Raw genomic sequence first — 23,433 nt, forward strand, 5'->3', positions numbered from 1 at the left:
TTGTTAGGGTAGCCTTCGTGCCGAAGACCCCTGAAACCGGTGCGCAGATGCTGCGCCGAGCCGCCCGTCGGCGCATCCGTCCCCTGTTCGGTGGAGCAGGGGCCTTGTCGATCTGGCAGGTCTGCGAAGCGCTCGTGCCGGTGGCGATCGGCATCATCGTCGACCGGGCGATCATCCCGCTGTCGATCCCAGCCCTCATCATCTCCATCATGGGCCTCGGCCTCCTCTTCACAGTGCTCAGCCTCGGCTACCGTTTCGGTGCACGTCTGTGCAACTCCGCCCGCGAGCACGAAGCCCACGCCCTGCGTGTCGAGATCACACACGCGGCGCTGACCGCCCCGAGCCTTCCAGCCGACCGCACCTCGGGCGAGGTTCTGTCGATCGCGTCTGCGGATGCCGACACCGCGGCCACCGCATTTCAACAGGCCGGACGCGGCATCGCCTCGGTGCTGGGCATGATCACCGCCGCGGTCTTCCTCCTCATCGCCGACCCCGTGACCGGACTCGTTGTCCTCATCGCCGTACCCGTCGGCCTGATCATCGTCGCCCTGCCCGGCCGGTCCGTCTCCGCGCGCGCGACCGCGCAGCTCGAAGCCGTCGCCTCCGCGGGACGCTCGGCGTCTGACCTCATGCACGGACTGCGCGTGATCAAAGCGATGGGAGGAGAGCCGTGGGCGGTCCGTCGCTACCGCGCCACCTCCGATGCGGCCGCCGACGCCGGCGTCGCCACAGGTGAGAAAACCGGACGCCTGGCCGGGCTCGGGGCACTCGTCATGTCCGCGGTGCTGGCGATCGTCCTCATCGTCGCGGGCCTGCGCCTCATCGACGGCCAGATGAGCGTCGGCGCGCTCATCGGCATCCTTGGCATGACCGCCTTCCTCACCGAGCCCATGCGCGCACTCGCCGACATCGTCGGCCTCTTCGCCCAATCCCACGGCGCCGCCGAACGGATCGCCCGCCTGCTGACCAGCATCGATGCTGAATCAGGCACCGGCGATGCGACAGACACCAGCGCCGAGGCGGCCCCCACCACCCGTGATGCCGCCGATATCCGCCCGAGAGTGACCACCACCGAATCCGGAATCACCATCACCGGATGGCCGACGACCGCCGAGTCCCGGGCACTCACCACCGCCGGGGGAGCGCTGACCTGCATCGTCTCCGACGACGCCGAGGATGCAGCCATGCTGCTGGCTGAGCTGACCTCCCACGCCAGGAGCCTCGGCCCCGCCCGGATGCTCGTCGCACCCCACGACGTCGATCTGTTCGAAGGCACCATCGGATCGAACATCACGATGGTCGTCGCCGACGACAGTACAGACACCGACGACCGCACTGACGCTGCCGGTCACCCACCGATCTCGGCCGAGGTGCTCGCCGCCTCGGGAGTCGACGAGCTGCTCGACCTCGTCGATGGGGGACTCGGCTACCGGATCCAGGAACTCGGCGGGAACCTCTCCGGCGGCCAGCGGCAGCGCGTCGCCCTGGCTCGAGCCCTGAACGCCGACCCGCAGATCCTCGTCCTCGCCGAACCCACCACCGCCGTCGACGCGGTCACCGAAGCGAAGATCGCCCACGGGCTCAGCCGACTGCGCCGCAGGAGAGGAGGTCAGGCCACGATCATTCTCACCTCATCCCCGGCCTTCCTCGCCGCCGCCGACACCGTCGTCTATCGCCCCACGTCGGGCCCGCTGCTCATCGGCCGCCATGCCGATCTCCTCGAGACGGACACCGACAGTGCCGAGGCCTACAGAGACGCGGTGACCCGATGACGCCGCAGACCACCCTGACGATCGCCTCGCGGCGTCGCTCCTTCGCCCACCTGGCCCCGCTGCTGCGGCGCCGCGCCGGCTGGATCGTCCTCCTCGTCGTCGCGGGACTGGCCAATGCCGGGGCAGGCCTCGTCGGGCCGTGGGCGATCGGCCGTCTCGTCGACGAACTCCCCGCCGGAGCAGACCCCGAACTCGTGTTGGTCTGCGCCATCGCCGTCGCGATCGCCGGCATCGTCATGGCCGCCGGCACATGGATCGGCGCCTGGGCGCTCGCCCGCATCGCGATGCCCGTCGTCGCCGAACTGCGTACCGAAGTCGTCGACTCAGCCCTGACACTCGAGTCCCAGCGGATCGAACGCACCGGCACCGGCGACCTCGTCTCCCGCGTCGCCGACGACTCCCGCAAGATCGGCGAGGCCGCCGGCCAAGTGCTGCCGCTCGTCGTCGAATCCCTCCTCGTCGTCGTGGTCTCTGCCTTCGGTCTGGCCGCCATCGATTGGCGTCTCGGCCTCACCGGGCTCGTCGCCGTGCCGATGTACTGGCTCACCCTGCGCTGGTATCTGCCCAGATCAGAACCCATCTACAAAGAAGAACGCGCGGCTTTCGGCAGGCGTGCCGGGCGCCTGCTCGGCGGACTCACAGGTAGCGCGACCCTGCGCGCCTATCGTGCCGAGGCCGGGGAGATGCGACGCATCGACTCCGCCTCTGCGCATGCCCGCGACCTGTCGATCGACGTCTTCCGGTTCGTCACCCGCGCCTTCGGCCGCAACAACCGCGCCGAGGCGGTCGTGCTCTCCCTGCTCCTGGTCGCCGGCTTCGTCCTCGTCTGGTTCGGGGAGTCCACCGCCGGCGCCGTGACCACGGCGGCCCTGGTCTTCCACCGCCTCTTCAACCCCATCGGCGCCCTCGTCGGACTCTTCGATCAGATCCAATCGGCTGGTGCCTCCCTGACCCGGATGGTCGGAGTCATCGACGAAGCCGGAACCGCGCCGAAGCGACCGATCCAGGCCGCACCTGCCGCCCCGTGCCTCGTGCTCGAGGACCTGTGGTTCTCCTACGACACGGACCCGGATACGGACAATCACGTGCTGCGTGGGGTGAACCTGAGCATCGCGCCGGGTGAGCACATCGCCGTCGTCGGCACCACCGGTGCCGGGAAGACGACGCTGGCGAAGATCGCCGCGGGACTGTCCGCACCCGGTCACGGACGGGCACAGCTGACGGATGGCGGGGCCGCCTCGGCGAACGGGGTGGACGTGGGATCGATGGACGAATCCGCGCTGCGCCGGCATATCGCCATGGTCGCGCAGGAGGTGCACACCTTCTCCGGCAGCCTGCGCGACAACATCACCCTGCCGCGTCCGGACGCAAGCGACGACGATGTGCGCAATGCCGTGGACACGGTCGGCGCCGGGTGGGCGACATCCCTGCCGAACGGCCTCGACACGCAGACCGGGGAGGGCGGGGTCCGCCTGTCCGCGGTTCAAGAGCAGATGATCGCGCTCGCCCGCCTCGTCCTCGCCGACCCGGACTTCGCGATTCTCGACGAAGCCACCGCCGAGGCGGGATCGGCCGGAGCTCATGTCCTCGAATCCTCCGCCGAGGCGGCCCTTTCCGGCCGTGGTGCGCTCATCGTCGCCCACCGGCTCAGCCAAGCGGAGAAAGCCGACCGGATCCTGGTCATGGAGCACGGGCAGGTCATCGAGGAAGGCACCCACGCCGAACTCGTCGGTGCGGGCGGCCGCTACGCCGAGCTGTGGGAGGCATGGTCGGGCTGAGGCCGTCGGACAGGGGGCATCAGCTCAGGCCGAGCACCGTCGTGGCGATCGTGAAGTAGAGGATGAGGCCCGTGGCATCGCAGAACGTGGAGATGAACGGGTTGGAGAACACTGCCGGATCCGCCCCGACCTTCTTCGCGATGATCGGCATCAGCCCTCCCACCGTCGCGGCCATGATGCACACCGACAGCAGCGTCAGCCCGATGACCAGGCCGATCGCCCAACCGTAGACGAGTCCGGCGACGACGAAGCCCAATGTGCCGAGCACGGAACCGAGTACCGCGCCCACGCGCAGCTCTCTCCAGATGACTCGGCCGAGATCGCGGACGCGCACCTCACCGACGGCCAGGGCTCTGGTGACGGTGGTGGCCGCCTGGTTGCCGGTGTTTCCGCCGGTGCCGGTGAGCAGCGGAATGAAAAGCGCGAGGACGACGACCTGATCGAGCCGGTCCTCATAGACTTCGAGGACCTGGACGGTGAGGATCGCCGATACGGCGAGGACGAGCAGCCAGACGATGCGGCTCTTGACCAGACGCATGATCGTCGAGGACAGGTAGGAGCGATCCAGCGGTTCCGTACCGGACCCGCGGGCGAGGTCCTCCGCGTCCTCCTCGTCAACGATATCGAGGACGTCGTCCATGGTGAGGATGCCGACAAGCCGCTCCTCCTGATCGGTCACCGGCATCGCGATGAGTCGGTGGGAGAGGAACTCACGCGAGGCTTCCTCACGGTCCGTCAGCGCATGAGTGCTCAGCGAATCACGAACGATGTCCTCGATGATCGTGTCCTCATCGGCCGCAAGCAGATTGCGCAGCGACACCACTCCCCGCAGCACCCGGCCGGGACCGACGACGGGCAGCAGGTAGACGGTCTCGGGTCCGTCGATGCGGGCGCGCACGACCTCCATGGCCTGGGCCGCCGTCCAATCCTCGTGGATGCCGAGGACCTCCGGAGACATGTACCGTCCGATCGCGGACTTCGGGTATCCGAGCACCGCGGACGTCATCTCCCGCTCGTCCGGGGTCAGCCCCTTCATCAGGCGGCTGGCCACGCCGGCGGGCAGCTCGCCGAACAGCTCGGCACGGTCATCGGGGTCGAGGCCCTCGACGATATCGGCGACCTCGGGTTCGCGGAGATTGCCGATGAGCTCGGCCTGGTACGCCGGAGGGAGGTCCTCGAAGACGTCGAGAGCCTCCTCCTTCGTCAGCACGCGGAAGAGCATCGCCGACTGCAGCGGGGTCGAGGTGTGGACGAGGCGTCCGATCTCGGCACGCGGGACTTGTTGGGCCAGACCAGCGATCTCATCGAGCGTACCGGGATCGATTCTGCCGGTGAGTGCGGATTCGAGTCGGTCGGCCGCCTCGGTGCCCTCTGTCGTATCGGCCACGCATGCCCCCTCACCTCGGACGGAAACTTCCGCCCTCAACCTTAGGCCATCTACGAGGCGGCGCCGGGCTCGCCTCGACAGCGCGCAGCCGCGACATTTCGGGCACCACCGAAACAACACAGCCCTACGATGGTGGCATGACGAGGAGATTCCCGGAGTCCGCACCGAACATCGCCGCCCTGGCGTCGGCCATCGCCGACCCGAGGCGCGTGATGATCTGTGCCATCCTCCTCGACGGCCGTGCCTGGACGCTCACTGAGCTCTCCCGCGCTCTGTCGATTCCGATGTCGTCGATGTCCGAACACGCCGACGTCCTCATCGACCACGGCGTCCTCGTCGAGCGACGAGAAGGCCGACACCGCTATGTTCAGATCGCCTCGACCGACGTGGCCGACTGGCTGGAGCACACCGGAGCTCTGGCCGGCGGAGCGATGACCTCAGCACCGACGCTGGCTGCGAAGACCCGTGACCGTCAGCTCATCGAAGCCCGCACCTGCTACCGGCACATCGCAGGCCGGTTCGGCACTCAGCTCTTCTCCGCACTGATGCAGCGAGAATGGATCGATCCGTCTCTCACCATCACCGAATCCGGGAGGGCCGGGCTCGCAGAGGCATTCGGGCTCGAAGTCGGTCAACCGACCGCCTCGTCGCGCCCCCTTGTGCGCCGGTGCCTCGATTGGACGGAACGTCGTTCCCACCTCGGCGGTCGCCTCGGCGACGACATCTGCAGCACGTTCTTCGACCGCGGGTGGATCCTGCGCCGCCCGCACTCGCGAGCTCTGACGATCACCGCGGACGGGCGCGACCGCCTCGACTGGGTGTTCAGCGCACAGAGAGATCATCTCTGACCCCCAACGAACAATCCGACAGCGAACAACGGAGACCGACGATGACCGCACCCACCGGCACCACGAGCGCCTTCCGCGAACTGCACGTTCCCGGCGACCCGTTCATCCTGCCGTGCGCCTGGGACGTGGCCAGTGCGCAGCTCTTCGTCGAGGCGGGGCACCGGGCCGTCGGCACCACGAGTCTGGGCGTCGCGGCTGCCATCGGCGCCGCCGATGAGGACCGTGAGACGCTGACCGCCACCGCGGACCTCGTCGCCGCTCTGCGTCGGGCGCTGCCGGAACAGCCGCTGACCTGTGACTTCGAAGACGGGTACGGTGACGGCCCCGAACCCGTCGTCGCGAGCGTGCGCGAGGCTTTCGCCGCCGACCCCACTGGCCGACTCATCATCGACGGCATCAACATCCAGGACTCGCGGCACGCACGGATGAGCGAGCCCGTGGTCTTGGCCGCGAAGGTGGCGGCCGTCAAGGAAGCGTGTCCGGATCTGTTCGTCAACGCCCGGATCGACACATTCTGGCTCGGCCAGGACAGCCTCGGCGAGGTTCTCGAACGCATCGACGCCTATGCGGACGCGGGAGCCGATGGCATCTTCGTCCCCGGCGACCTCGACCTGTCGACGATCGAGACGATCACCGCCCGCAGCCGGGTTCCGGTGAACGTGCTGGCCAGTCCGCGATACTCGCGGACGACGCTCGCCGAGGCGGGGGTGGCCCGGATCAGCACCGGGTCCCTGCTCTACCGTGCGGCGATGTCGGAAGCGCTGCGCTCCCTCGCCGTCCTTGCCGACGACTCCCCGGCGGAGACTGAGAACGTGCTCTCGTACCGGGCTTTCACCGAACTGGGCTGAGTCAGCGTCAGCGCCCGTCCTGCCGGACGGTGAGCACGGGCACGGGGGAGCGGAGGATGAGCCGCTGCGCGACCGACCCGAGGATCATCTTGCCCACGCGCGATCGGGCACGGACACCGAGGACGAGGCGATCGACCTCCGCGTGATCGCTCAGTTCGTCGATGACGGCGGTGACCGGGTCGCGATCGCCGCGGCCGGACCGATTGATGACGGTGACCTCGAGCCCGGAGGGGACCTCATCCTCGGTGAAGTCATGGAGGGTGAGGTTGATGAGCAGCAGCCCGGTGCCGAGGTTCTGCGCCTCGGCGACGGCCGATTGGAGGGCAAGCCGACCCTCGGGACTGTCGGTGACGGCGACGGCGACTGACATGGAGGCTCCTTATCTGCGTCCGTACTCGGCTTTGAATTCGCGTTCGAACTCCGCGAGGTCCTTGTCCTTCGTCTCCGGCAGCATCAGTGCCAGGAAGACGAAGGCGATCACGGCGAGGCCGGCGAACATGCCGAAGGTCGCCGTCATGCCCAAAGCCTCGATGAGCGGCGGGAAGAACTGGGCGACGATGGCGTTCATGATCCACAGCACGAACACGCAGATGCCCATTGCGAAGCTGCGGATCTTCATCGGGAAGATCTCCGAGAGCATCAGCCAGGTCAGCGGGCCGACCGTTCCCTGCATGGAGAAGACGAAGAGGACGAGGAACGCGAGCACCGTCCACGCCTGTGCCGGTCCGGGAGGAACGATGACCGCGGTCAGGGCGATGAGCGTGTGGAAGACCGCGATGAGGGCGTAGCCGGTGAGGAACATGACCCGGCGCGGCAGCTTATTCAGCAGATACATGCCCAAGGAGATGCCGGCCAGGGAGAACACGCCGTTGGCGATGTTGCCGATGATGGCGACACCGGAATCCAGGCCCGCGCTCGTGAGCAGCTGAGTTCCGTAGTACATGACCGAGTTGATTCCGGTCAGCTGCTGGAAGAAGCCGAGTCCGGCACCGATGATCACCAGTCGCAGCACCCACCGGGTGCCGAGGTCGGAGAGCCCGCCCGTGGCCTCCTTCGCATCCTCGGCTGCGAGGTGGGTGACCTCGTCGATCTCGGCCTCGGCACGTTCGGGGGAGCGGACCTGCTTGAGCACGGCCAGAGCTTCCTCGGTGCGTCCCTGCGAGATCAGCCAGCGCGGGCTCTCGGGTTGGAAGATCATGCCCACGAGGAGGGCGATCGCTGGCACCAGGGCAACGAGCAGCATCCACCGCCAGATCGAGTCGACATGCCCGAAGAAGTTGAAGATCACGGCGTTGATGACGAACGCCGCAAGCTGACCGCCGACGATCATGAGCTCATTGCGGGTGACGTAGCTGCCGCGCTTCTCCGACGGGGCGATCTCACCGAGATAGACGGGCACCGTCGCCGAGGCACCGCCGACTGCGAGTCCGAGGACGAAGCGGGCGCCGATGAGGAACTCCGCCCCGGGCGCGAGCACGCAGCCGAGGGTGCCGATGATGAAGACTCCGGCCAGGAGCAGGATCGTCTTGCGACGGCCCCAGGCATCGGCGACTCGACCGCCGAAGACCGCACCGAAGGCGGCGCCGACCATGAGAGAGGCGACGACGAGGCCTTCGCTCAGCGCGGTCAGGCCGAAGTCCTCGCTTAGGGGTTCGAGGGCTCCGTTGACGACTCCGGTGTCATAGCCGAAGAGCAGCCCGCCGAAGGTGGCGACCGTGGCGATGATGCCGAGGCGGTGGACGGGGCGACCCGTGCCGACGTGGGGGAGTTCGAAGTTCGTGCTGGCGGTGGACGTCGATCGGCGACGCGGGGATCCGGGTGGCATGGGCGGCTCCTTTCCCCTTCAGTCCTAACACATGGGAGCCTGCCGCAAGCGGAGGGGGTGGAGCTCAGTCCTCCTGATACGAGTCGTCGATGACTTCGGGCATCCCGTCGATGACCGAGACCTCTTCGGTTCCGTCGTCGGCCAGGGCATCGACATCGAGGTCGTCGCCATCCAGCTCGGCGACTTCGAATTCGTCATCATCGTCGGAGACCATCTCGTCGCCGACACGATTGCCCTGTTCCGCGGCAGGTGACTGATCGGTGTTGAACTCGTCGGAGAGACCGGGAGCCTCGTTCTCGTCGTCCCAGCCGGCGTCGTCGATGAGAGCATCGTCGGCCCCTTCGATGCCCGTGCCTTCCGGCCCTTCGGCACCGGGCTCGACGGTCGGCTCGGCGGGCTCATCGTCGATGCCGGAGTCGACGTCGACCTGGTCGGCCTCTGCTTCGGCGGCGGTGAGTTCGGGATCATCCAACTCTTCGGCCGTCGGATCGTCGAGTTCGGGATCGTCGAGGATGGGGTCGTCTTCCAGCCGGTCGGCCGCATCCGAATCGAACTCGCTCATGATCTCTCCTTCGCTCGCAATCAGGTTCGGGCCCTCATTCTTACACGTCGATCCGTCGCAGGCCATGGGGGACAGAATCATTTCCGGTCAAAGCGGTCCTTCCACTCCTGCCAATCCCAGTGCGCCAGAAACTTCTCTCCGGCCATTCGGCCCGACGAGATGAGATCGAGTTTGTCGGCCGTCGTCAAAGCGAAGTCCGTACTGCTGTGGCCGGTCGTGTCGACGAACACCGTCCTTTCGGTCACCGAAGGGTCGTCGATGTGCCGCCGGTCGTGCGCGTTGATCATCGTTGACAACAGGGACTTCGCGTATTGGAAGGTCGTCGCGTTGGGCCGCCATTCCGCGGCCGCCGTCCGCCGGGCCGAGAGCATGACGCCGAAGGTCGGCCACCGTGCTGGCAGCGCATCCTTGCGGTCGAAGACGTCGACGGGGAAGTTCGAGAGCAGTCCGCCGTCGGCACCGAGCACGGAGTCTCCACCGGCCACATTCGGCCGGGCGGGCAGAGCCCGCGGACGGAAGAAGAACGGGCTGGCCGCCGAGGCGCACACCGCCTCGGCGACGGACTGACTGTCCGCATCGACGCCGAGGGCCTCTTCGTAGTCCCAGGGGAGGCGGAGCATGCGGCCGCGGGAGACGTCGGAGACGATGACGACGAGACGATACGATCGCTCCGGCGGAATTGCGCTTCCGGGATCGTCGAGCTTGAGGTCACCCCATGTGCGCACCCCCTGATCAGCCAAAGCCGTGGCGAGGAAATCGTGGAGCGTCTGTCCCACATACATCCCCTTGTGCAGCAGCAGTCCCTGCACCCGCCCCAACCAGGGGACGAGGCGGAAGGCAGCAGAAAGGTCCTCGAACTCGGTGAAATCCTGTTCGAGGACCTTCTGCCGCAGAGTCTGCGGGCCGATGCCCGCCGCGGTGAGCGCACCGACGATGGCCCCGGCCGAGGTGCCGGCGATCCGGTGGAAGTCGAAGCCGCTGTCGGCGAGAGCTTCGACCGCGCCGACCAGGCCCGGCAGCTTTGCACCGCCGCCCTCGAGAACGAGATCGGTCGTCGTCATGGCGGCTCCTTTCCTTCGCACCCCGATTCCATTGTGGACCAGCGCCGAGGATGTGCCGCCTAGTGACGTGCGACGGTGACCGGCACGTCTCCCTCTGGTGACCGGTGCGTCCGGTTCAGACCGGTGCGACCGGTGAAGTGGTCCATCGTCTGGTTGACGCCGAGGAAGTCCATGACCTTGTCGAAAGCGCGGGTCGGCAGGAGGCGGGCACCCGGAACCAGGCGGACGAGTGAGGGCATGACCAGCTGCTCACGACCGGATTCGACGGAGTCGAGGACCCGCGTGGCCACATCGTTCTCTTCGAGGATCGGGAGCAGGCGGGGGAATTTCGTCTGCACTCCCTTGAACATGCCCGTATTGATATAGAAGGGGCACACGGCAAGCGTATTGACCCGGCTGCCGTCGGCGCGCAGCTCTCCGCGCAGTGACTCGGTGAAGCCCACCGCCGCCCATTTGCTCGCCGAGTAGTCGGTCTGTCGAGCGACTCCGGTCAGGCCGGCAGCGCTGGCGATGGTGACCACCGAACCGCGGTCGCGTTCGATCATTCCGGGTAGGAAGGCCTGGGTCGTCCAGTACAGGGCGAAGGTGTTGACGTCGTAGAGGCGACGGATCGCCGCTTCCTCCATGTCGAGAAGCTTCTTGCCGGAGACGATGCCGGCGCAGTTGACGAGGATGTCGATCTGACCGGTCTGCTCGGCCATGGCGGCAACCTGGTCGGCATCACCGACATTGAGGGTGAAGGATCGGGCCCTGGTTCCAGCGGCCTCCACCTCGGCGCGCACCGCGTCCCCGCGTTCGTCCGAGAGGTCCCAGATGATGACCTCGGCTGCGCCGCGGGCCGCCGCGTCCAGAGCCATGAGTCTGCCGATTCCGCTTCCGGCCCCTGTGATGAGGATGCGGTTGCCGGCGATCTTCGTTCCACGCGTCATGTCTGTGCGTCCTTGCAGTTAGGCGTCAGTGCTGTTCCTCGCGAGCAGAAACCGCCCAAGCGGACCTCACGAGATGTTACTCAACAGTACATCAGTGTGCCGTGGGTCACGCAAGGGCGGGTTAGCCAATCGCCCGTCGCCTGGGAAGGTCAGCTCTCCTTCATGCCTTTCTGGATGAGGTCCATCACCGAGGAGTCCGCGAGGGTCGTGACATCGCCGACCTCGCGATTCTCGGCCACGTCCTTGAGCAGCCGTCGCATGATCTTGCCCGACCGGGTCTTCGGCAGATCGGGCACGATCATGATCGAACGGGGAGTCGCGATCGGTCCGATCGAGGACCGCACATGACTTCGCAGCTCACCCACGACATTGTCCCCGCCGTCGTGCGCGCTCTCCCGGAGGATGACGAAGGCCTCGATCGCCTGCCCTGTCATCTCATCAGCGGCCCCGACCACGGCCGCCTCGGCGACTTTCGGATGAGCGACGAGGGCGGACTCGATCTCCGCGGTCGACATCCGGTGACCGGAGACGTTGAGGACGTCGTCGACGCGGCCGAGGACCCAGAAATCACCGTCGCGGTCGATCTTCGCACCGTCCCCGGCGAAGTACACCTCCGGGTACTGCGACCAGTAGGTCTTCTTGAACCGTTCCTCATCGCCCCATAGGGTGCGCAGCATCGACGGCCACGGCTCCTTGATGACGAGGTAGCCGCCGTTTCCGGGTTCGACGGAATTGCCCTCATCGTCGTAGACGTCGGCGACGATGCCGGGCAGCGGACGCATCGCCGAACCCGGCTTCGTCTCGGTCACGCCCGGCAGAGGGCTGATGAGGATGCTGCCGTTCTCCGTCTGCCACCAGGTGTCGACGACAGGGCAGCGGTTCCCGCCGATGTGCTCGCGGTACCACATCCACGCTTCGGGATTGATCGGCTCACCGACGCTGCCGAGCAGACGCAGGCTGGACAGGTCGTACTGCGCGGGGATGTCGCGGCCCCATTTCATGAACGAGCGGATCGCCGTGGGCGCGCAGTAGAGGATGGAGACCTTGTACTTCTGCACGATCTCCCACCACCGGCCCCGGTGCGGTGTGTCCGGGGTGCCCTCATAGAGCACCGAGGTGGCCCCATTGGCCAGCGGACCGTAGACGATGTACGAATGGCCGGTCACCCAGCCGATGTCTGCGGCCGTCCAGTAGACGTCCGTCTCGGGTTTGATGTCGAAGACCGCCCAATGGGTGAAGGAAGCGCCGACGAGGTAGCCGCCGGTGGTGTGCATGATGCCCTTGGGCTTTCCGGTCGTTCCCGAGGAGTACATGATGTAGAGCGGATGTTCGGAATCGAAGGCGTCTGGAGTGTGCGTCTCCGGCTGCCGATCGACGACCTCGTGCCACCACAGATCACGGTCGCCGTTCCAGTCCACGTCCTGGCCGGTACGGCGGACGACGAGGACATTGCGCACCTCGGGGCAGTCCTCCATCGCCTCATCGACGACGGATTTGAGACCCGAGGGCTTGCCCTTGCGATAGCCGCCGTCTGCGGTGATGACGAATTCGACTCCGCAGTCCTTGACGCGGTCGGCGATCGCCGAAGCGGAGAATCCGCCGAAGATGACGGTGTGCGGGGCACCGAGGCGGGCGCAGGCCAGCATGGCGAACACCGTCTCCGGGATCATCGGCATGTAGATGGCGACGCGGTCGCCGGTCTTGACCCCGAGTTCGGCGAGGGCATTCGCGGTCTTTGAGACCTCGCGCAGAAGATCGGAGTACGTGATGGTGCGGGTATCGCCGGATTCGCCTTCGAAGTAGTAGGCCACACGATCGCCGAGGCCGTTCTCGACATGGCGGTCGACGCAGTTGTAGGAGGCGTTGAGCCTGCCGCCGGTGAACCACTTCGCGAAGGGCTTCTCCGACCAGTCGAGGACCGTGTTGAAGGGAGTCTCCCAGCTGATCCGCTGTGCCTGCTCCTCCCAATAGCCGATGCGGTCGGCGGCCGCCTTCTCGTATTCGACAGCCTGGGCATTGGCTGCGGCGGCGAAGTCCGCTGGGGGTGGGAAAGCCCTGTCCTCGTGGCTGAGTTCCTGAATCGTCGGATTGTTCGTCATCGTGCACTCCTTTCACCCCGCACCACCACGACGTGGGCGGGTCATCGAACTCACCTTCAACCTACTCCAGTCGGTTGGGATTTCAAGAGGTGCCCGCAGACGCGAAGAAGCCCCGCTTCCCCAGTTTTCACTGGGGAAGCGGGGCTTCCGTGTTGTGGCTCCGACCGGCGTCGATCCGGTGACCTTTCGATTTTCAGTCGAACGCTCTACCAACTGAGCTACAGAGCCGAGTCGCCGACATACTGAAGAAGTATGTCGAGAGAAACAAAGGCTCTTCCGAAGAAGAGCCTTATGCTCCGCGACCCTGACGGGACTCGAACCCGCGACCTCCGCCGTGACAGGGCGGCGCGCTAACCAACTGCGCCACAGGGCCTTGCTGTTGTGATGGAAGACCTTACGATCTTACACCGTACCCCCAACGGGATTCGAACCCGTGTCGCCGCCGTGAAAGGGCGGTGTCCTAGGCCTCTAGACGATGGGGGCCCAGGTTGTCCTCGGATTCCCCGTGGGCAACGACGTTAAGCTTATCCCACCCGATTCGAGGAATGCAAAACGAAAAGGAGTGTCCTCGGTCACACGACGGAAACGGTGTTTGTCGACGTTTCGCAGGGCCGCCTCGGCGAGGGGATCGGAGTCGCTAGAGTGGGAGGCATGGTGGCCCTGAGTGATGAGGAGTTCGACGCGATCCTCGGCGAAGCCCTGGATCTGCTGCCCGCCGGGGTGACCGAACAGCTGGACAATGTCGCCCTGTTCGTCGAGGATCGGCCGGAGAACGGTGATCGACACCTGCTCGGCCTCTATGAGGGCACACCGATCGGGGAGCGGGGAGTCGCCGGGTTCGAGATGCCCGACAATATCTTCATCTATCGTGACAACCTCATCGACTTCGCCGAGGATGTCGATCACCTGCGCGAGGAGATCGTCGTCACCATCGTTCATGAGATCGCCCATTTCTATGGGCTCGATGACGATCGGCTCCACGAACTCGGGTGGGGGTGAGCGTCTCCGGCCGAAGGGGTTGACGGGCTTACCGACGAGTCACTTGACGTCACGGGAATTGGCGTCCGCAAGCCTACTTCGCCTATTGTGGGCGGGTACCTATCAGCACCGATACAACATTCCGTCCGTATCGATGCGGGGACACGGAGCCGTGAAAGCTGCGCCTCCTGGCCCCGCTGACCTGCGGGCAGGAGGCACTACCCCCTTATGACAGTTGCATCCAAGACTTCCAGCGCGGCGACCCCGGCCGTGCGAGTACTCAATCTGGCAGGCATCGACTACAGCCTGCGCAGCTTCGACCACGACCCCGCCACCCGCCGTTACGGTTCGGAGGCCGCCGACAAACTCGGCGTCAGCTCCGACCAGGTGTTCAAGACCCTGATGATCCAGGTCGACGGGCAGCCCGTGACCGCGCTCGTCCCCGTCTCCGGTCAGCTCGACCTCAAGGCGCTGGCCTCCGCGCGCGGAGCGAAGAAGGCCCAGCTGTCCGGCGTCGCCGAGACCGAACGTCGTACCGGCTACCCCGTCGGCGGAGTCTCTCCGTTCGGACAGCGCCATGCCGTGCCGGTCGTCGTCGACCGCACAGCTCTCGACCATTCGACGGTGTTCGTCTCGGCCGGCCGTCGCGGTCTCGAGATCGAGATCCGCCCCGAGGATCTCGTCATGCTCACGAACGCCCAGGTCGCGAAGATCGCCGCGCTCGACTGATCAGCTCTCGCTGATCAGAACGTCGATCCTCGGCCTCACACCCATTCGACCTCACCGATCTCGGGCTCTGCCCGACCGGCGGTGAGGTCGGCGTACATCGCCACGGCATCGGCCACCTCGGCGAGGGGAACCAGGACATCGAGTCCGACCTCACCGCCGTAGTCGGCCCGCGTCGTCCACCCCCGGTTCCCGGCCGCCCGCTCCAGGGCGTTGGCCTGGGCATAGTCGACGTGTGCGGACACAGGGACGCGTTCACGACGGGTGACCATCCTCGCCTCATCCACGGCCGCCGAGGTGGCCTGACCGTAAGCGCGCACGAGCCCGCCCGCGCCCAACAGGGTGCCCCCGAAATACCGGGTGACGACGGCGACGACGAAGGTCAGATCATGACCGGTGACCACATCGAGGATCGGAGCGCCCGCAGTGCCGGCCGGTTCCCCGTCATCGCTGAAGCGCTGAGTGCGCGAATCGGTGTCGAGGACGAACGCCGAACAATGGTGGCGGGCCTTCGGATGCTCGGCGCGCGCCTCGGCGATGACGGACCTGGCCTCGGCCTCATCCGCGGCGGGGGAGAGGCGGGCGAGGAGACGGGATCTCTTGATCTCGATCTCGGCCTCGACGGGGCTGACGATGGTCTGGTAAGACATGCTCGTCACTGTAGTCGAATGTGTTCTACGATGAGCCCACGGGCGCGGATTCCGCGCTCATCCCCGGTACTTCAGTGAAAGGGTGACAATGGTGCACCATCTCGACGACGCCGACCTCGCAGCGCTCAAGGACGAATCCGCCCGAGCCCGTGAACTCGACCGCGCGCACGTCTTCCACTCGTGGTCGGCACAGCGACTCATCGACCCGCCGACCGTCGCCCGCGCCCACGGGTCGACGGTCATCGACGGTGAGGGTCGGGAGTTCCTCGACTTCTCCTCGCAGCTGGTGAACACGAACATCGGCCACCAGCATCCGGCCGTCGTGCAGGCGATCAAGGACCAAGCCGATGTGCTGTGCACCATCAGCCCGGCCACCGTCAACGCCGCCCGCTCCGAAGCAGCTCGCCTCATCACCGACCGCACTCCAGCCGGGCTCGACCACGTTTTCTTCACCAACGGCGGAGCGGATGCGAACGAGCACGCCATCCGCATGGCACGTCTGCACACCGGGCGAACGAAGGTGCTCTCCCGCTATCGGTCCTACCACGGTGGAACCCAGACTGCCGTCAACGTCACCGGTGACCCGCGCCGGTGGGAGAACGAGACCGGAGAATCTGGCGTCGTTCACTTCTTCGGCCCCTTCCTCTACCGTTCGGAATTCCACGCCACCACTGAGGCCGAAGAGACAGACCGTGCGTTGCAGCACCTGCGTCGGACCATCGAACTGGAAGGACCGGCGACGATCGCCGCGATCATCCTCGAATCCATTCCCGGCACCGCCGGCATCATGGTGCCCAGTCCGGAGTACATGCAGGGTGTGCGGGCGCTGTGCGACGAGCACGGGATCGTGCTCATCGCCGACGAGGTGATGGCCGGGTTCGGACGGTCGGGCAAGTGGTTCGCCTTCGAGCACTTCGACATCGTCCCCGATCTCATCACCTTCGCCAAGGGCGTGAACTCCGGGTACGTGCCTCTGGGCGGAGTCGTCATCAGCGAGGCGATCTTCGAGACCTTCGCCGAACGCGTCTACCCCGGCGGGCTGACCTACTCCGGGCATCCGCTGGCGTGCGCCGCAGCGGTCGCGACGATCAACGCGATGGCCGAGGAGGGCATGATCGAGCATGCCGCGCGTATCGGCGAGACCATCATCGGGCCGCGGCTGCGCCAGATCGCGGAGAACTCGAAGCACGTCGGCGAGGTCCGCGGCACCGGAGCGTTCTGGGCGATCGAACTCGTCTGGGACAAGGAGTCCAAGGAACCGCTGGCCCCTTACGGTGGCGGCTCACCCGAGGTCGCCTCGGTGGTGGCGGCGCTGAAGGAACACGGCGTCATCCCGTTCAACAACTACCACCGGCTGCACGTGGTCCCGCCGATCAACATCAGCGAAGAGGACCTCGAGCGCGGCCTCGGAGTCTTCGAGAAGGTCCTCACCGACTTAGACTTCCCCCACTAATTACTACCTGACGGCGGCCCAGCAACCTCGCGCGAGGTTGCTGGGCCGCCGTCAGGTAGTAACTAGGGGGTTTGGTGGGTGTAGTTGCCGCCGAGGATTGTCGCGCGGACCGGGATCTGTGCGATCTCGTCGGGGGCCACGTCCCGCGGGTGGGTTTCCAGGGCGACGAAGTCGGCGAGCTTGCCTCGGCTCAGCGTTCCCTTGTCCGCGCCCTGGCCCGAGGCCTTCGCCGCCTCGACCGTGTAAGCCGCGATCGCCTCATCGACGCTCAAGCATTCGGCCGGCGAACCCATGACGTCCCCGTCGCGGGTCTTCCGGGTGACATAGGCTTCGATCCCGCGCAGCACATTCCCGTCGGCGCACGGCCGGTCCGAGCTGCCGGCCATCGGCACACCCGCATCGACGAACGACTTCGCCCGGTAGATCAGGTGCCGGCGGTCCGGCCCGAGCGAAGCGTTCATCCCGTCCCCGATGCCGTCGGCGAACGCCGCCTGCGGGGTGACGACGATACCGTGTTCGGCCAGCGTCGCCAGGTGCTCGTCATGGACCAATGCGGCATGCTCGATCCGGTTCGGCACCGCCCTGCGGCCATAGCGCGTCTGCGCCTCGACGATGTTGGCGATCGCAGCATCCACGGCGGCATCACCGATGGCATGCACGGCCAGCGACCAGCCGGAGGCATAGGTGTCGAGGATCTGCTGACGAAGCACCTCGGCGTCGTCCTGCAGATAGCCGGGGTGGTCCTTGCCCGCGTAGTTCTCCCGCAGTGCCGCGGTCTCGCCGGACAGGGCACCGTCCATGAAGAACTTCACGGGCCCGATAGAGATGAGATCATCGCCGAGGCCGGTGCGCAGTCCCGCATCCAGACCGATGCCGAACCCGTCGGCGGAGTTCGCCGCGATCGGGTGCAGCCCGTCGGCCTGCGGCATGAGCTGCGCTCGCGCCCGCAGCTTGCCCTCTTCGCGGGCTCGCAGGTAACCGCTGATCTCGATGGGGGAGTGCCCGATCCAGCCGTAGGCGATGCCGCATTCGCCGAAGGACGTGATGCCTTCCTTCGCGTAGTACGCCGTCGCGAGATCGAGGGCGTCGACGACGGTGTCGAGCGAATACGGGCGGATGAGATCCTGCACCAGAGTCTGCGCGGTCTCTTCGATCAGCCCCGTCGGATGTCCGGCCGCGTCACGCACGACCTTGCCGCCGACCGGCTCCTCGAAACCGGGGCCCAGAATCCCCGCCCGACGCATCGCCTCGGTGTTGGCGATCGCGGCATGACCGGACGTCTGCCGCATGAACAGGGGGCGGTCCCCGGTGATCTCGTCGAGTCTGGCCAGGTCCGGATACTGCCCGTCGTAGTCACGGTGGGCATACCCCGTGGCTTCGATCCATTCCCCGGACGGAGTCGTCGCCGCGGCCTTCTCGAGTGCGGCATACACATCGGGCAGACCGCCGGGCAGCGCCGTGACATCGACCGAGGCCAGGGTGAGACCGAACCAGGTCGTGTGGCAGTGGACGTCGTTGAAGCCCGGCAGCACCGTCGCCCCGCCCAGGGACTCGACACGATCGGCATCGATGCCGTCGAGCTCCTCGTCGAAGCCGATGATCCGGTTGCCCCACACCCCGATCCTCTGCGCCCGCGGGCGCGCCGGATCAAGGGTGAATGCGTCGAGGTCGGTGAAGATCGCGTCGATTCTCATGCATCCACCTTAGTCAGATTCGTTCGCCATCCGCCCCACCGTTCACAACAGACCGTTCACGGCAGGCCGCTGCTGAGTTCACGGCAGGCGCGCCCCGCGAACGGTCGGATCCGTGATGCAGTGGACGAGCGAGAGCCCCTTGTGTGCCAGCGCCCGCTCGAACGCGTCGCGGAAGTCCTCGGTCCGCTCGACGCGGATGCCGAGCCCGCCGAACGCCGTGGCCATGGCTGCGAAGTCCGGATTCTGCAGTGCGGTGGCCGTGGCCCGGCCCGGATATTCGCGGTCCTGATGACCGCGGATCGTGCCGTAGACCGAATTGTCGTTGAGCACGACGGTGATGTCCGCGCCGTGCTGGACGGCCGTGGCCATCTCCTGCCCGTTCATGAGGAAGTCCCCGTCACCGGCGATGCAGAACACCGCCCGTTCCGGATGGACGAGCGCGGCGGCGACCGCAGCCGGCAGACCGAATCCCATCGATCCGTTGCGCGGGCCCAGCGCCGAGGGGAACCCGTGCGTGGGCAGGAACCTGGTCGCCCACCCGGAGAAGTTCCCCGCCCCGTAGGTGATGATTGCGTCGTCCGGCAGCAGGTCCTGCACATGGACGAATGCTTCGTCCATGTCGACGAATCCCGCCGAGGCTGCCGACCCCGAACCTGCCACCTGCGGTTTCCGCCACGCCTCGAGCTCGGCCCGGGCCTCGGCGACCCAGGCCGGCAGCTGCACGGCGTCCCCTGCCGCCTCGGACAGGGCATCGCCGAGCGGCGGTTCGTCGATCGAGCCGTCGGAGGACACCGAATACGTGCGGGTTCCCTCCTCGGTGAACAGGGATTGGGCGAACCGGCCGACCGAGGTGACGATGTGCTGGTCGAGGCGACCGAAGTGGCCGTGCGCATCGGCATCGGGGCCGATGACGACAGTGCGCTGGTCGACGCCGTTGCTGAACCCGTCGGTGGCCACATCGGTGCGGACACAGCCCAAGAAGATGTGCAGGTCCGCCTCGGCGAGGACCCTCTTCGCGACGGGGGACGCACCATAGCCCAAGATGCCGAGGAAGTTCGGACTGTCGTGGTCGATGCCGTCATAGGCGCGGAAGGTGCCGAGCACCCCGAGCCCGCGGTCGCGCGACCATTGGGCGATGCGCCGCGAGGTCGACGGCGACCAGTCCTCGCCGCCGATGATGAGCACGGGACGGTCGGCAGCGGTGATGCGGGCACGCAGCTCCGTGACGTCCCCGGCATACGGTGAGGCCGATCCGTGCACGCGAGGGGGCAGCACCGTTCCCGAACTCGGGCGGACGAGGACCTCTTCGGGCAGACCGACGATGACGGGACCGGGCCGCCCGGTCACGGCGGTGTGCATGGCGTCGACGACCACCTCGGCGGCCTTATCGGGATCATCGAGGGTGAGCACCTTCTTCGCGGTCGAGGAGAACCAGCCGTCCAGATCGAACTCCTGGAAGGATTCGCGGCCGCGATGATCGGTGGGGATGAGTCCGACGAATACGACGAGAGGGGTCGCATCCTGGTAGGCGGTGTGGACGCCGACCTTGACGTTCGCCGCACCGGGACCGCGCGTGACCATGGCGATGCCGGGAACCCCGGTCATCCGCCCCTCGGCGACGGCCATGTATGCGGCCCCGCCCTCCTGGCGGCAGACGATCGGGGTGATAGCCGAATCGCGGAGTCCGTCGATGACGTCGAGATACGACTCGCCGGGAACCAGATAAGTGCGAGTGACTCCGTGTGCTTCGAGTTCCTCGACGATGAGATGACCTGCAGAAAGAGACGCGGAGGTGTCCATACCCCATGCTTATCATCATTTCTCCTCCTGTGGTTGTCTCAACTGCCCACCACCCTGCCCATTCGAAACTGTGAGGTCGTATGATCGTGCAACAACGGAATCAGTACGGTCCGCCGACTGAGCCCGTGAGCAGGAATTCCACACCGGACCGGGGTGGGGACTGAGACTGACAGCCAGGAGGCTCTCGCATGACCGGAATCGACTCCGACCAGGCAACGGCGCAGGAGTTTGAGCCCACCGACCTCGGCGGCGGCCGCAGGCACGGTCGCGTCGGAGCCCCCTCGACGCCGCGCCGGGCGCAGCTCGAACGGGATCCGGGAATGCCGGCGAGCACGTGGCGGCTGCGTTCGGACGCGTGGGAGTACCTGAAGTTCGCGATCAAACGCCTGGCCGTCAGCGGCGGGGACTTCTCGATGATCGCCGAAGACGGCGAGGTGTGGCGCTCGCTGCGTTCGCTGAAGACGATCGAGCTCTACTGGGCAGGTTTCGGTCAGCGCTATGTCGAGGAGATCACCGACCTGCTCTCGAACGGCGAATTCGACCGCGCGCACGACATGATCACGCGTGCGGTCAATCGGCTGCGCGGCACCACCGTGCCCGATACCGGGGAAGACGATCTCACCGAGGATGAGCGCGCCGAACTCAAGGACCGCCAGGACACCCGTCCTCGCTTCGAGGTCCTCATCGTCGATGAGACCACCGAGGGCGGCCGCGATGAGCTGCACACGGATCTGCTCAAACTCCGCAACGCCTCCGACCAGTTCATCTATGACTACGTCATCGTGCCCACCGCCGACGATGCGGTGGCGGCGGCCCTGACGAACCCGAACCTGCTCGCCTGCGTCATCCGCCCCGGTTTCACCGACAACACCCGCGAGGTGCTCAGTCGTGACCTGCGCGATTCCATCGAGTTCGCGCACACCTCGACGAAGGAATCGCCGACGGCGCCGATGAGCCCGCTCAATTCGGTGCGCCGGGTGCTGCGGCTGGCCGACACCCTGGCGAATCTGCGCCCCGAACTTGACCTCTACCTCATGGCAGGCGCCCATATCGAAAGCCTCGCAGGTGCCCTGACCCACCGGTTCCGTCGCGTCTTCCGCCGCGAGGACCAGTTCGAACTCCACCTGTCCCTGCTGCGCCGCATCCAACACCTCTACGACACACCGTTCTTCGACGCGATCCGTGAGCATGCCCGCCGTCCGGCCGGTGTCTTCCACGCACTGCCCGTCTCCCGCGGCGGCTCCGTCGTCGGGTCGAAGTGGATCGGCGACTTCGTCGACTTCTACGGGCTCAACCTGCTGCTGGCCGAATCCAGTGCCACCTCCGGTGAGCTCGATTCCCTGCTCGCGCCGGTGCACACGTTGAAGAAGGCGCAGTCGCTGGCTGCCCGCGCGTACGGCGCCAAGCGCACGTACTTCGTCACGAACGGCACGTCGACGGCGAACAAGATCGTCCACCAGGCGGTGGTGTCACCCGACGAGGTCGTCATGGTCGACCGCAACTGCCACAAGTCCCACCACCATGCGCTCATGCTCACCGGAGCCCGCACCGCCTACCTCGAGGCGTACCCGCTCAACGACGTCGCCTTCTACGGGGCAGTGCCGCTGAACAGGATCAAGCAGCTGCTGCTCGACTACCGGGCCGCCGGCCGCCTCGACGAGGTGCGGATGATCACCCTGACCAACTGCACCTTCGACGGAATCGTCTACGACCCCTACAAGGTCATGTCAGAATGCCTGGCGATCAAACCCGACCTCGTCTTCCTCTGGGACGAAGCGTGGTTCGCCTTCGCCCGGTTCCACCCGGTCACCCGCAAGCGCACCGCCATGGTCGCCGCGGAGACCCTCGAGGAGAACCTCGCCACCAACGCCCACGCCGCGGCGTACCGGGAGCAGCAGAAGCGCCTGTTCGATCCCGAGACCGGTGCCCCCGCCCCCGATTCGGAGTGGCTGGAGGAGGACCTGCTGCCCCCGCCGGATGCGACGATCCGCGTGTACGCGACCCAGTCGACGCATAAGACGCTGACCGCGCTGCGCCAGGGATCGATGATCCACGTCTACGATCAGGAGTTCTCCGCCGGCGCCGAGGAGGCCTTCCACGAGGCGTACATGACCCACACCTCGACGTCGCCGAACTACCAGATCCTCGCCTCCCTCGACCTCGGCCGCAGGCAGGTGGAGATGGAGGGCTTCGCGCTCGTGCAGAAGCAGCTCGACCTGGCGATGAGCCTGTCCTCGGCGATCGCGCGTCACCCGCTGCTGAAGAAGACATTCAAGGTGCTCACCGCCGCCGACCTCATCCCCGAGGAGTACCGGGTCACCGAACGGACGATGCCGCTGCGCGATGGTCTGTCGACGATGTGGGATGCCTGGGTCCGCGATGAATTCGTCGTCGATCCCAGCCGCATCACCGTCGAGATCTCGGGCACGGGAGTCGACGGGGACACGTTCAAGCACGAGCACCTCATGGACCGCTACGGCATCCAGGTGAATAAGACGAGCCGGAACACGGTGCTGTTCATGACGAACATCGGCACCTCACGCTCGGCCGTCGCCTACCTCATCGAGGTGCTGGTCAAACTGGCGGGGAAGTTCACCGACCCGCACGAACTCCAGGAACAGGATGCGCTGACTGAACCCGCCGCGGTGATGCCCCCGCTGCCGGACTTCTCGGCCTTCGCCCCCGACTACGCGGCCGAGGTGCCCGCCGACGACCCGTCGAAGCAGCTGCCCGACGGCGACCTGCGCACCGCCTACTATGCGGGTCTGCGTCGCCAGAACATCGAGCACGTGCTGCCGCATGAGCTGCGACGCCGCGTCGAGAACGGGGAACAGCCGGTCTCAGCCGGATTTGTCACCCCGTACCCGCCCGGGTTCCCGGTGCTCGTGCCCGGACAGGTCATCACCGCCGAGGTGCTCGACTTCATGTCCGCGCTCGACACCCGAGAGATCCACGGCTACGACTCCCGCCAGGGCTACCGCGTCATCCTCAAAGAGGTCCTGGAGAGCTGAGCGAGATCGACC

At 66.5% G+C, this 23,433-nt stretch carries 18 protein-coding genes and 3 tRNA genes; 8 read left to right on the plus strand and 13 right to left on the minus strand.

What is annotated here, in order from left to right; genetic code table 11:
- The first annotated feature begins 17 nt into the window (after window positions 1–17).
- Window positions 18–1,772, plus strand: coding sequence for an ABC transporter transmembrane domain-containing protein (locus tag ACVZTU_RS03830; protein WP_482401455.1), 1,755 nt, complete (start codon window positions 18–20; stop codon window positions 1,770–1,772).
- Entirely contained in the window at window positions 1,769–3,550 is a 1,782-nt protein-coding gene (locus tag ACVZTU_RS03835) for an ABC transporter ATP-binding protein (RefSeq protein ID WP_482401456.1), read from the plus strand. The genes ACVZTU_RS03830 and ACVZTU_RS03835 overlap by 4 nt, the downstream gene beginning before the upstream one ends.
- 19 nt (window positions 3,551–3,569) lie before the next feature.
- Here ACVZTU_RS03835 and mgtE read toward each other — a convergent pair whose 3' ends face one another.
- Complete coding sequence (gene mgtE, locus ACVZTU_RS03840; RefSeq protein WP_139907040.1) at window positions 3,570–4,937, minus strand: magnesium transporter; 1,368 nt, start codon at window positions 4,935–4,937, stop codon at window positions 3,570–3,572.
- Window positions 4,938–5,074: 137 nt separating this feature from the next.
- Between mgtE and ACVZTU_RS03845 the strand changes: the two genes are divergently transcribed.
- Together ACVZTU_RS03845 and ACVZTU_RS03850 are read left to right on the plus strand one after the other, a co-directional pair.
- Window positions 5,075–5,785 (plus strand): ArsR/SmtB family transcription factor, encoded by a 711-nt coding sequence (locus ACVZTU_RS03845; RefSeq protein ID WP_259356932.1) that lies wholly within the window; start codon window positions 5,075–5,077, stop codon window positions 5,783–5,785.
- 41 nt (window positions 5,786–5,826) lie between these two features.
- Window positions 5,827–6,633 (plus strand): isocitrate lyase/PEP mutase family protein, encoded by an 807-nt coding sequence (locus ACVZTU_RS03850; RefSeq protein WP_482401457.1) that lies wholly within the window; start codon window positions 5,827–5,829, stop codon window positions 6,631–6,633.
- A gap of 7 nt (window positions 6,634–6,640) precedes the next feature.
- Here the strand turns inward: ACVZTU_RS03850 and ACVZTU_RS03855 are convergent, their stop codons facing one another.
- From ACVZTU_RS03855 to ACVZTU_RS03895, 9 genes are all read right to left on the minus strand, one after another.
- Window positions 6,641–7,003 (minus strand): universal stress protein, encoded by a 363-nt coding sequence (locus ACVZTU_RS03855; protein WP_482401458.1) that lies wholly within the window; start codon window positions 7,001–7,003, stop codon window positions 6,641–6,643.
- Window positions 7,004–7,012: 9 nt separating this feature from the next.
- Window positions 7,013–8,458 (minus strand): sugar porter family MFS transporter, encoded by a 1,446-nt coding sequence (locus ACVZTU_RS03860; protein WP_139469184.1) that lies wholly within the window; start codon window positions 8,456–8,458, stop codon window positions 7,013–7,015.
- A 64-nt stretch (window positions 8,459–8,522) separates the two neighbouring features.
- Window positions 8,523–9,020, minus strand: a complete 498-nt coding sequence (locus tag ACVZTU_RS03865; RefSeq protein WP_139469186.1) for a hypothetical protein — start codon at window positions 9,018–9,020, stop codon at window positions 8,523–8,525.
- Between the two features lie 77 nt (window positions 9,021–9,097).
- Complete coding sequence (locus ACVZTU_RS03870) at window positions 9,098–10,081, minus strand: patatin-like phospholipase family protein (protein ID WP_434593877.1); 984 nt, start codon at window positions 10,079–10,081, stop codon at window positions 9,098–9,100.
- 59 nt (window positions 10,082–10,140) lie between these two features.
- Window positions 10,141–11,010, minus strand: coding sequence for an SDR family oxidoreductase (locus tag ACVZTU_RS03875; RefSeq protein WP_482401459.1), 870 nt, complete (start codon window positions 11,008–11,010; stop codon window positions 10,141–10,143).
- A 149-nt stretch (window positions 11,011–11,159) separates the two neighbouring features.
- On the minus strand, window positions 11,160–13,109 hold the full coding sequence (gene acs / locus ACVZTU_RS03880; protein ID WP_181271029.1) for an acetate--CoA ligase: 1,950 nt from the start codon (window positions 13,107–13,109) through the stop codon (window positions 11,160–11,162).
- A gap of 155 nt (window positions 13,110–13,264) precedes the next feature.
- Window positions 13,265–13,337 (minus strand) — tRNA-Phe (locus ACVZTU_RS03885).
- 71 nt (window positions 13,338–13,408) lie between these two features.
- Window positions 13,409–13,482: transfer RNA gene (locus ACVZTU_RS03890), tRNA-Asp, on the minus strand.
- Window positions 13,483–13,519: 37 nt separating this feature from the next.
- Window positions 13,520–13,592 (minus strand) — tRNA-Glu (locus tag ACVZTU_RS03895).
- A gap of 168 nt (window positions 13,593–13,760) precedes the next feature.
- Here ACVZTU_RS03895 and ACVZTU_RS03900 point away from each other — a divergent pair.
- A complete protein-coding gene (locus ACVZTU_RS03900; RefSeq protein ID WP_139469193.1) occupies window positions 13,761–14,108 on the plus strand; it encodes a metallopeptidase family protein in 348 nt (115 codons plus the stop codon).
- A gap of 207 nt (window positions 14,109–14,315) precedes the next feature.
- A complete protein-coding gene (ybaK, locus tag ACVZTU_RS03905; protein WP_101546357.1) occupies window positions 14,316–14,816 on the plus strand; it encodes a Cys-tRNA(Pro) deacylase in 501 nt (166 codons plus the stop codon).
- A gap of 35 nt (window positions 14,817–14,851) precedes the next feature.
- Here ybaK and ACVZTU_RS03910 read toward each other — a convergent pair whose 3' ends face one another.
- Window positions 14,852–15,463 carry an IMPACT family protein gene (locus tag ACVZTU_RS03910; RefSeq protein WP_482401460.1) on the minus strand — a complete coding sequence of 204 codons (612 nt, stop codon included), beginning with the start codon at window positions 15,461–15,463 and terminating at the stop codon, window positions 14,852–14,854.
- An 88-nt stretch (window positions 15,464–15,551) separates the two neighbouring features.
- Between ACVZTU_RS03910 and ACVZTU_RS03915 the strand changes: the two genes are divergently transcribed.
- Entirely contained in the window at window positions 15,552–16,916 is a 1,365-nt protein-coding gene (locus tag ACVZTU_RS03915) for an aminotransferase class III-fold pyridoxal phosphate-dependent enzyme (protein ID WP_482401461.1), read from the plus strand.
- Window positions 16,917–16,978: 62 nt separating this feature from the next.
- Here the strand turns inward: ACVZTU_RS03915 and ACVZTU_RS03920 are convergent, their stop codons facing one another.
- On the minus strand, window positions 16,979–18,610 hold the full coding sequence (locus ACVZTU_RS03920) for an amidohydrolase (protein ID WP_482401462.1): 1,632 nt from the start codon (window positions 18,608–18,610) through the stop codon (window positions 16,979–16,981).
- Window positions 18,611–18,688: 78 nt separating this feature from the next.
- Window positions 18,689–20,410: a thiamine pyrophosphate-dependent enzyme gene (locus ACVZTU_RS03925; protein ID WP_482401463.1), complete on the minus strand. Its 1,722-nt coding sequence runs from the start codon at window positions 20,408–20,410 to the stop codon at window positions 18,689–18,691.
- 188 nt (window positions 20,411–20,598) lie between these two features.
- Between ACVZTU_RS03925 and ACVZTU_RS03930 the strand changes: the two genes are divergently transcribed.
- Complete coding sequence (locus tag ACVZTU_RS03930; RefSeq protein ID WP_482401464.1) at window positions 20,599–23,421, plus strand: aminotransferase class I/II-fold pyridoxal phosphate-dependent enzyme; 2,823 nt, start codon at window positions 20,599–20,601, stop codon at window positions 23,419–23,421.
- Window positions 23,422–23,433 lie beyond the last annotated feature (12 nt).

It is taken from the genome of Brevibacterium sp. OS20 (genome assembly GCF_056837565.1).

Bases quoted from the DNA above. Each gene is read 5' to 3' on its own strand.
- ACVZTU_RS03835 (WP_482401456.1), top strand. From the start codon at position 1,769: ATGACGCCGCAGACCACCCTGACGATCGCCTCGCGGCGTCGCTCCTTC.
- ACVZTU_RS03845 (WP_259356932.1), top strand. From the start codon at position 5,075: ATGACGAGGAGATTCCCGGAGTCCGCACCGAACATCGCCGCCCTGGCG.
- ACVZTU_RS03850 (WP_482401457.1), top strand. From the start codon at position 5,827: ATGACCGCACCCACCGGCACCACGAGCGCCTTCCGCGAACTGCACGTT.
- ACVZTU_RS03855 (WP_482401458.1), bottom strand. From the start codon at position 7,003: ATGTCAGTCGCCGTCGCCGTCACCGACAGTCCCGAGGGTCGGCTTGCC.
- ACVZTU_RS03860 (WP_139469184.1), bottom strand. From the start codon at position 8,458: ATGCCACCCGGATCCCCGCGTCGCCGATCGACGTCCACCGCCAGCACG.
- ACVZTU_RS03865 (WP_139469186.1), bottom strand. From the start codon at position 9,020: ATGAGCGAGTTCGATTCGGATGCGGCCGACCGGCTGGAAGACGACCCC.
- ACVZTU_RS03870 (WP_434593877.1), bottom strand. From the start codon at position 10,081: ATGACGACGACCGATCTCGTTCTCGAGGGCGGCGGTGCAAAGCTGCCG.
- ACVZTU_RS03875 (WP_482401459.1), bottom strand. From the start codon at position 11,010: ATGACGCGTGGAACGAAGATCGCCGGCAACCGCATCCTCATCACAGGG.
- acs (WP_181271029.1), bottom strand. From the start codon at position 13,109: ATGACGAACAATCCGACGATTCAGGAACTCAGCCACGAGGACAGGGCT.
- ACVZTU_RS03900 (WP_139469193.1), top strand. From the start codon at position 13,761: ATGGTGGCCCTGAGTGATGAGGAGTTCGACGCGATCCTCGGCGAAGCC.
- ybaK (WP_101546357.1), top strand. From the start codon at position 14,316: ATGACAGTTGCATCCAAGACTTCCAGCGCGGCGACCCCGGCCGTGCGA.
- ACVZTU_RS03910 (WP_482401460.1), bottom strand. From the start codon at position 15,463: ATGTCTTACCAGACCATCGTCAGCCCCGTCGAGGCCGAGATCGAGATC.
- ACVZTU_RS03915 (WP_482401461.1), top strand. From the start codon at position 15,552: ATGGTGCACCATCTCGACGACGCCGACCTCGCAGCGCTCAAGGACGAA.
- ACVZTU_RS03920 (WP_482401462.1), bottom strand. From the start codon at position 18,610: ATGAGAATCGACGCGATCTTCACCGACCTCGACGCATTCACCCTTGAT.
- ACVZTU_RS03925 (WP_482401463.1), bottom strand. From the start codon at position 20,410: ATGGACACCTCCGCGTCTCTTTCTGCAGGTCATCTCATCGTCGAGGAA.
- ACVZTU_RS03930 (WP_482401464.1), top strand. From the start codon at position 20,599: ATGACCGGAATCGACTCCGACCAGGCAACGGCGCAGGAGTTTGAGCCC.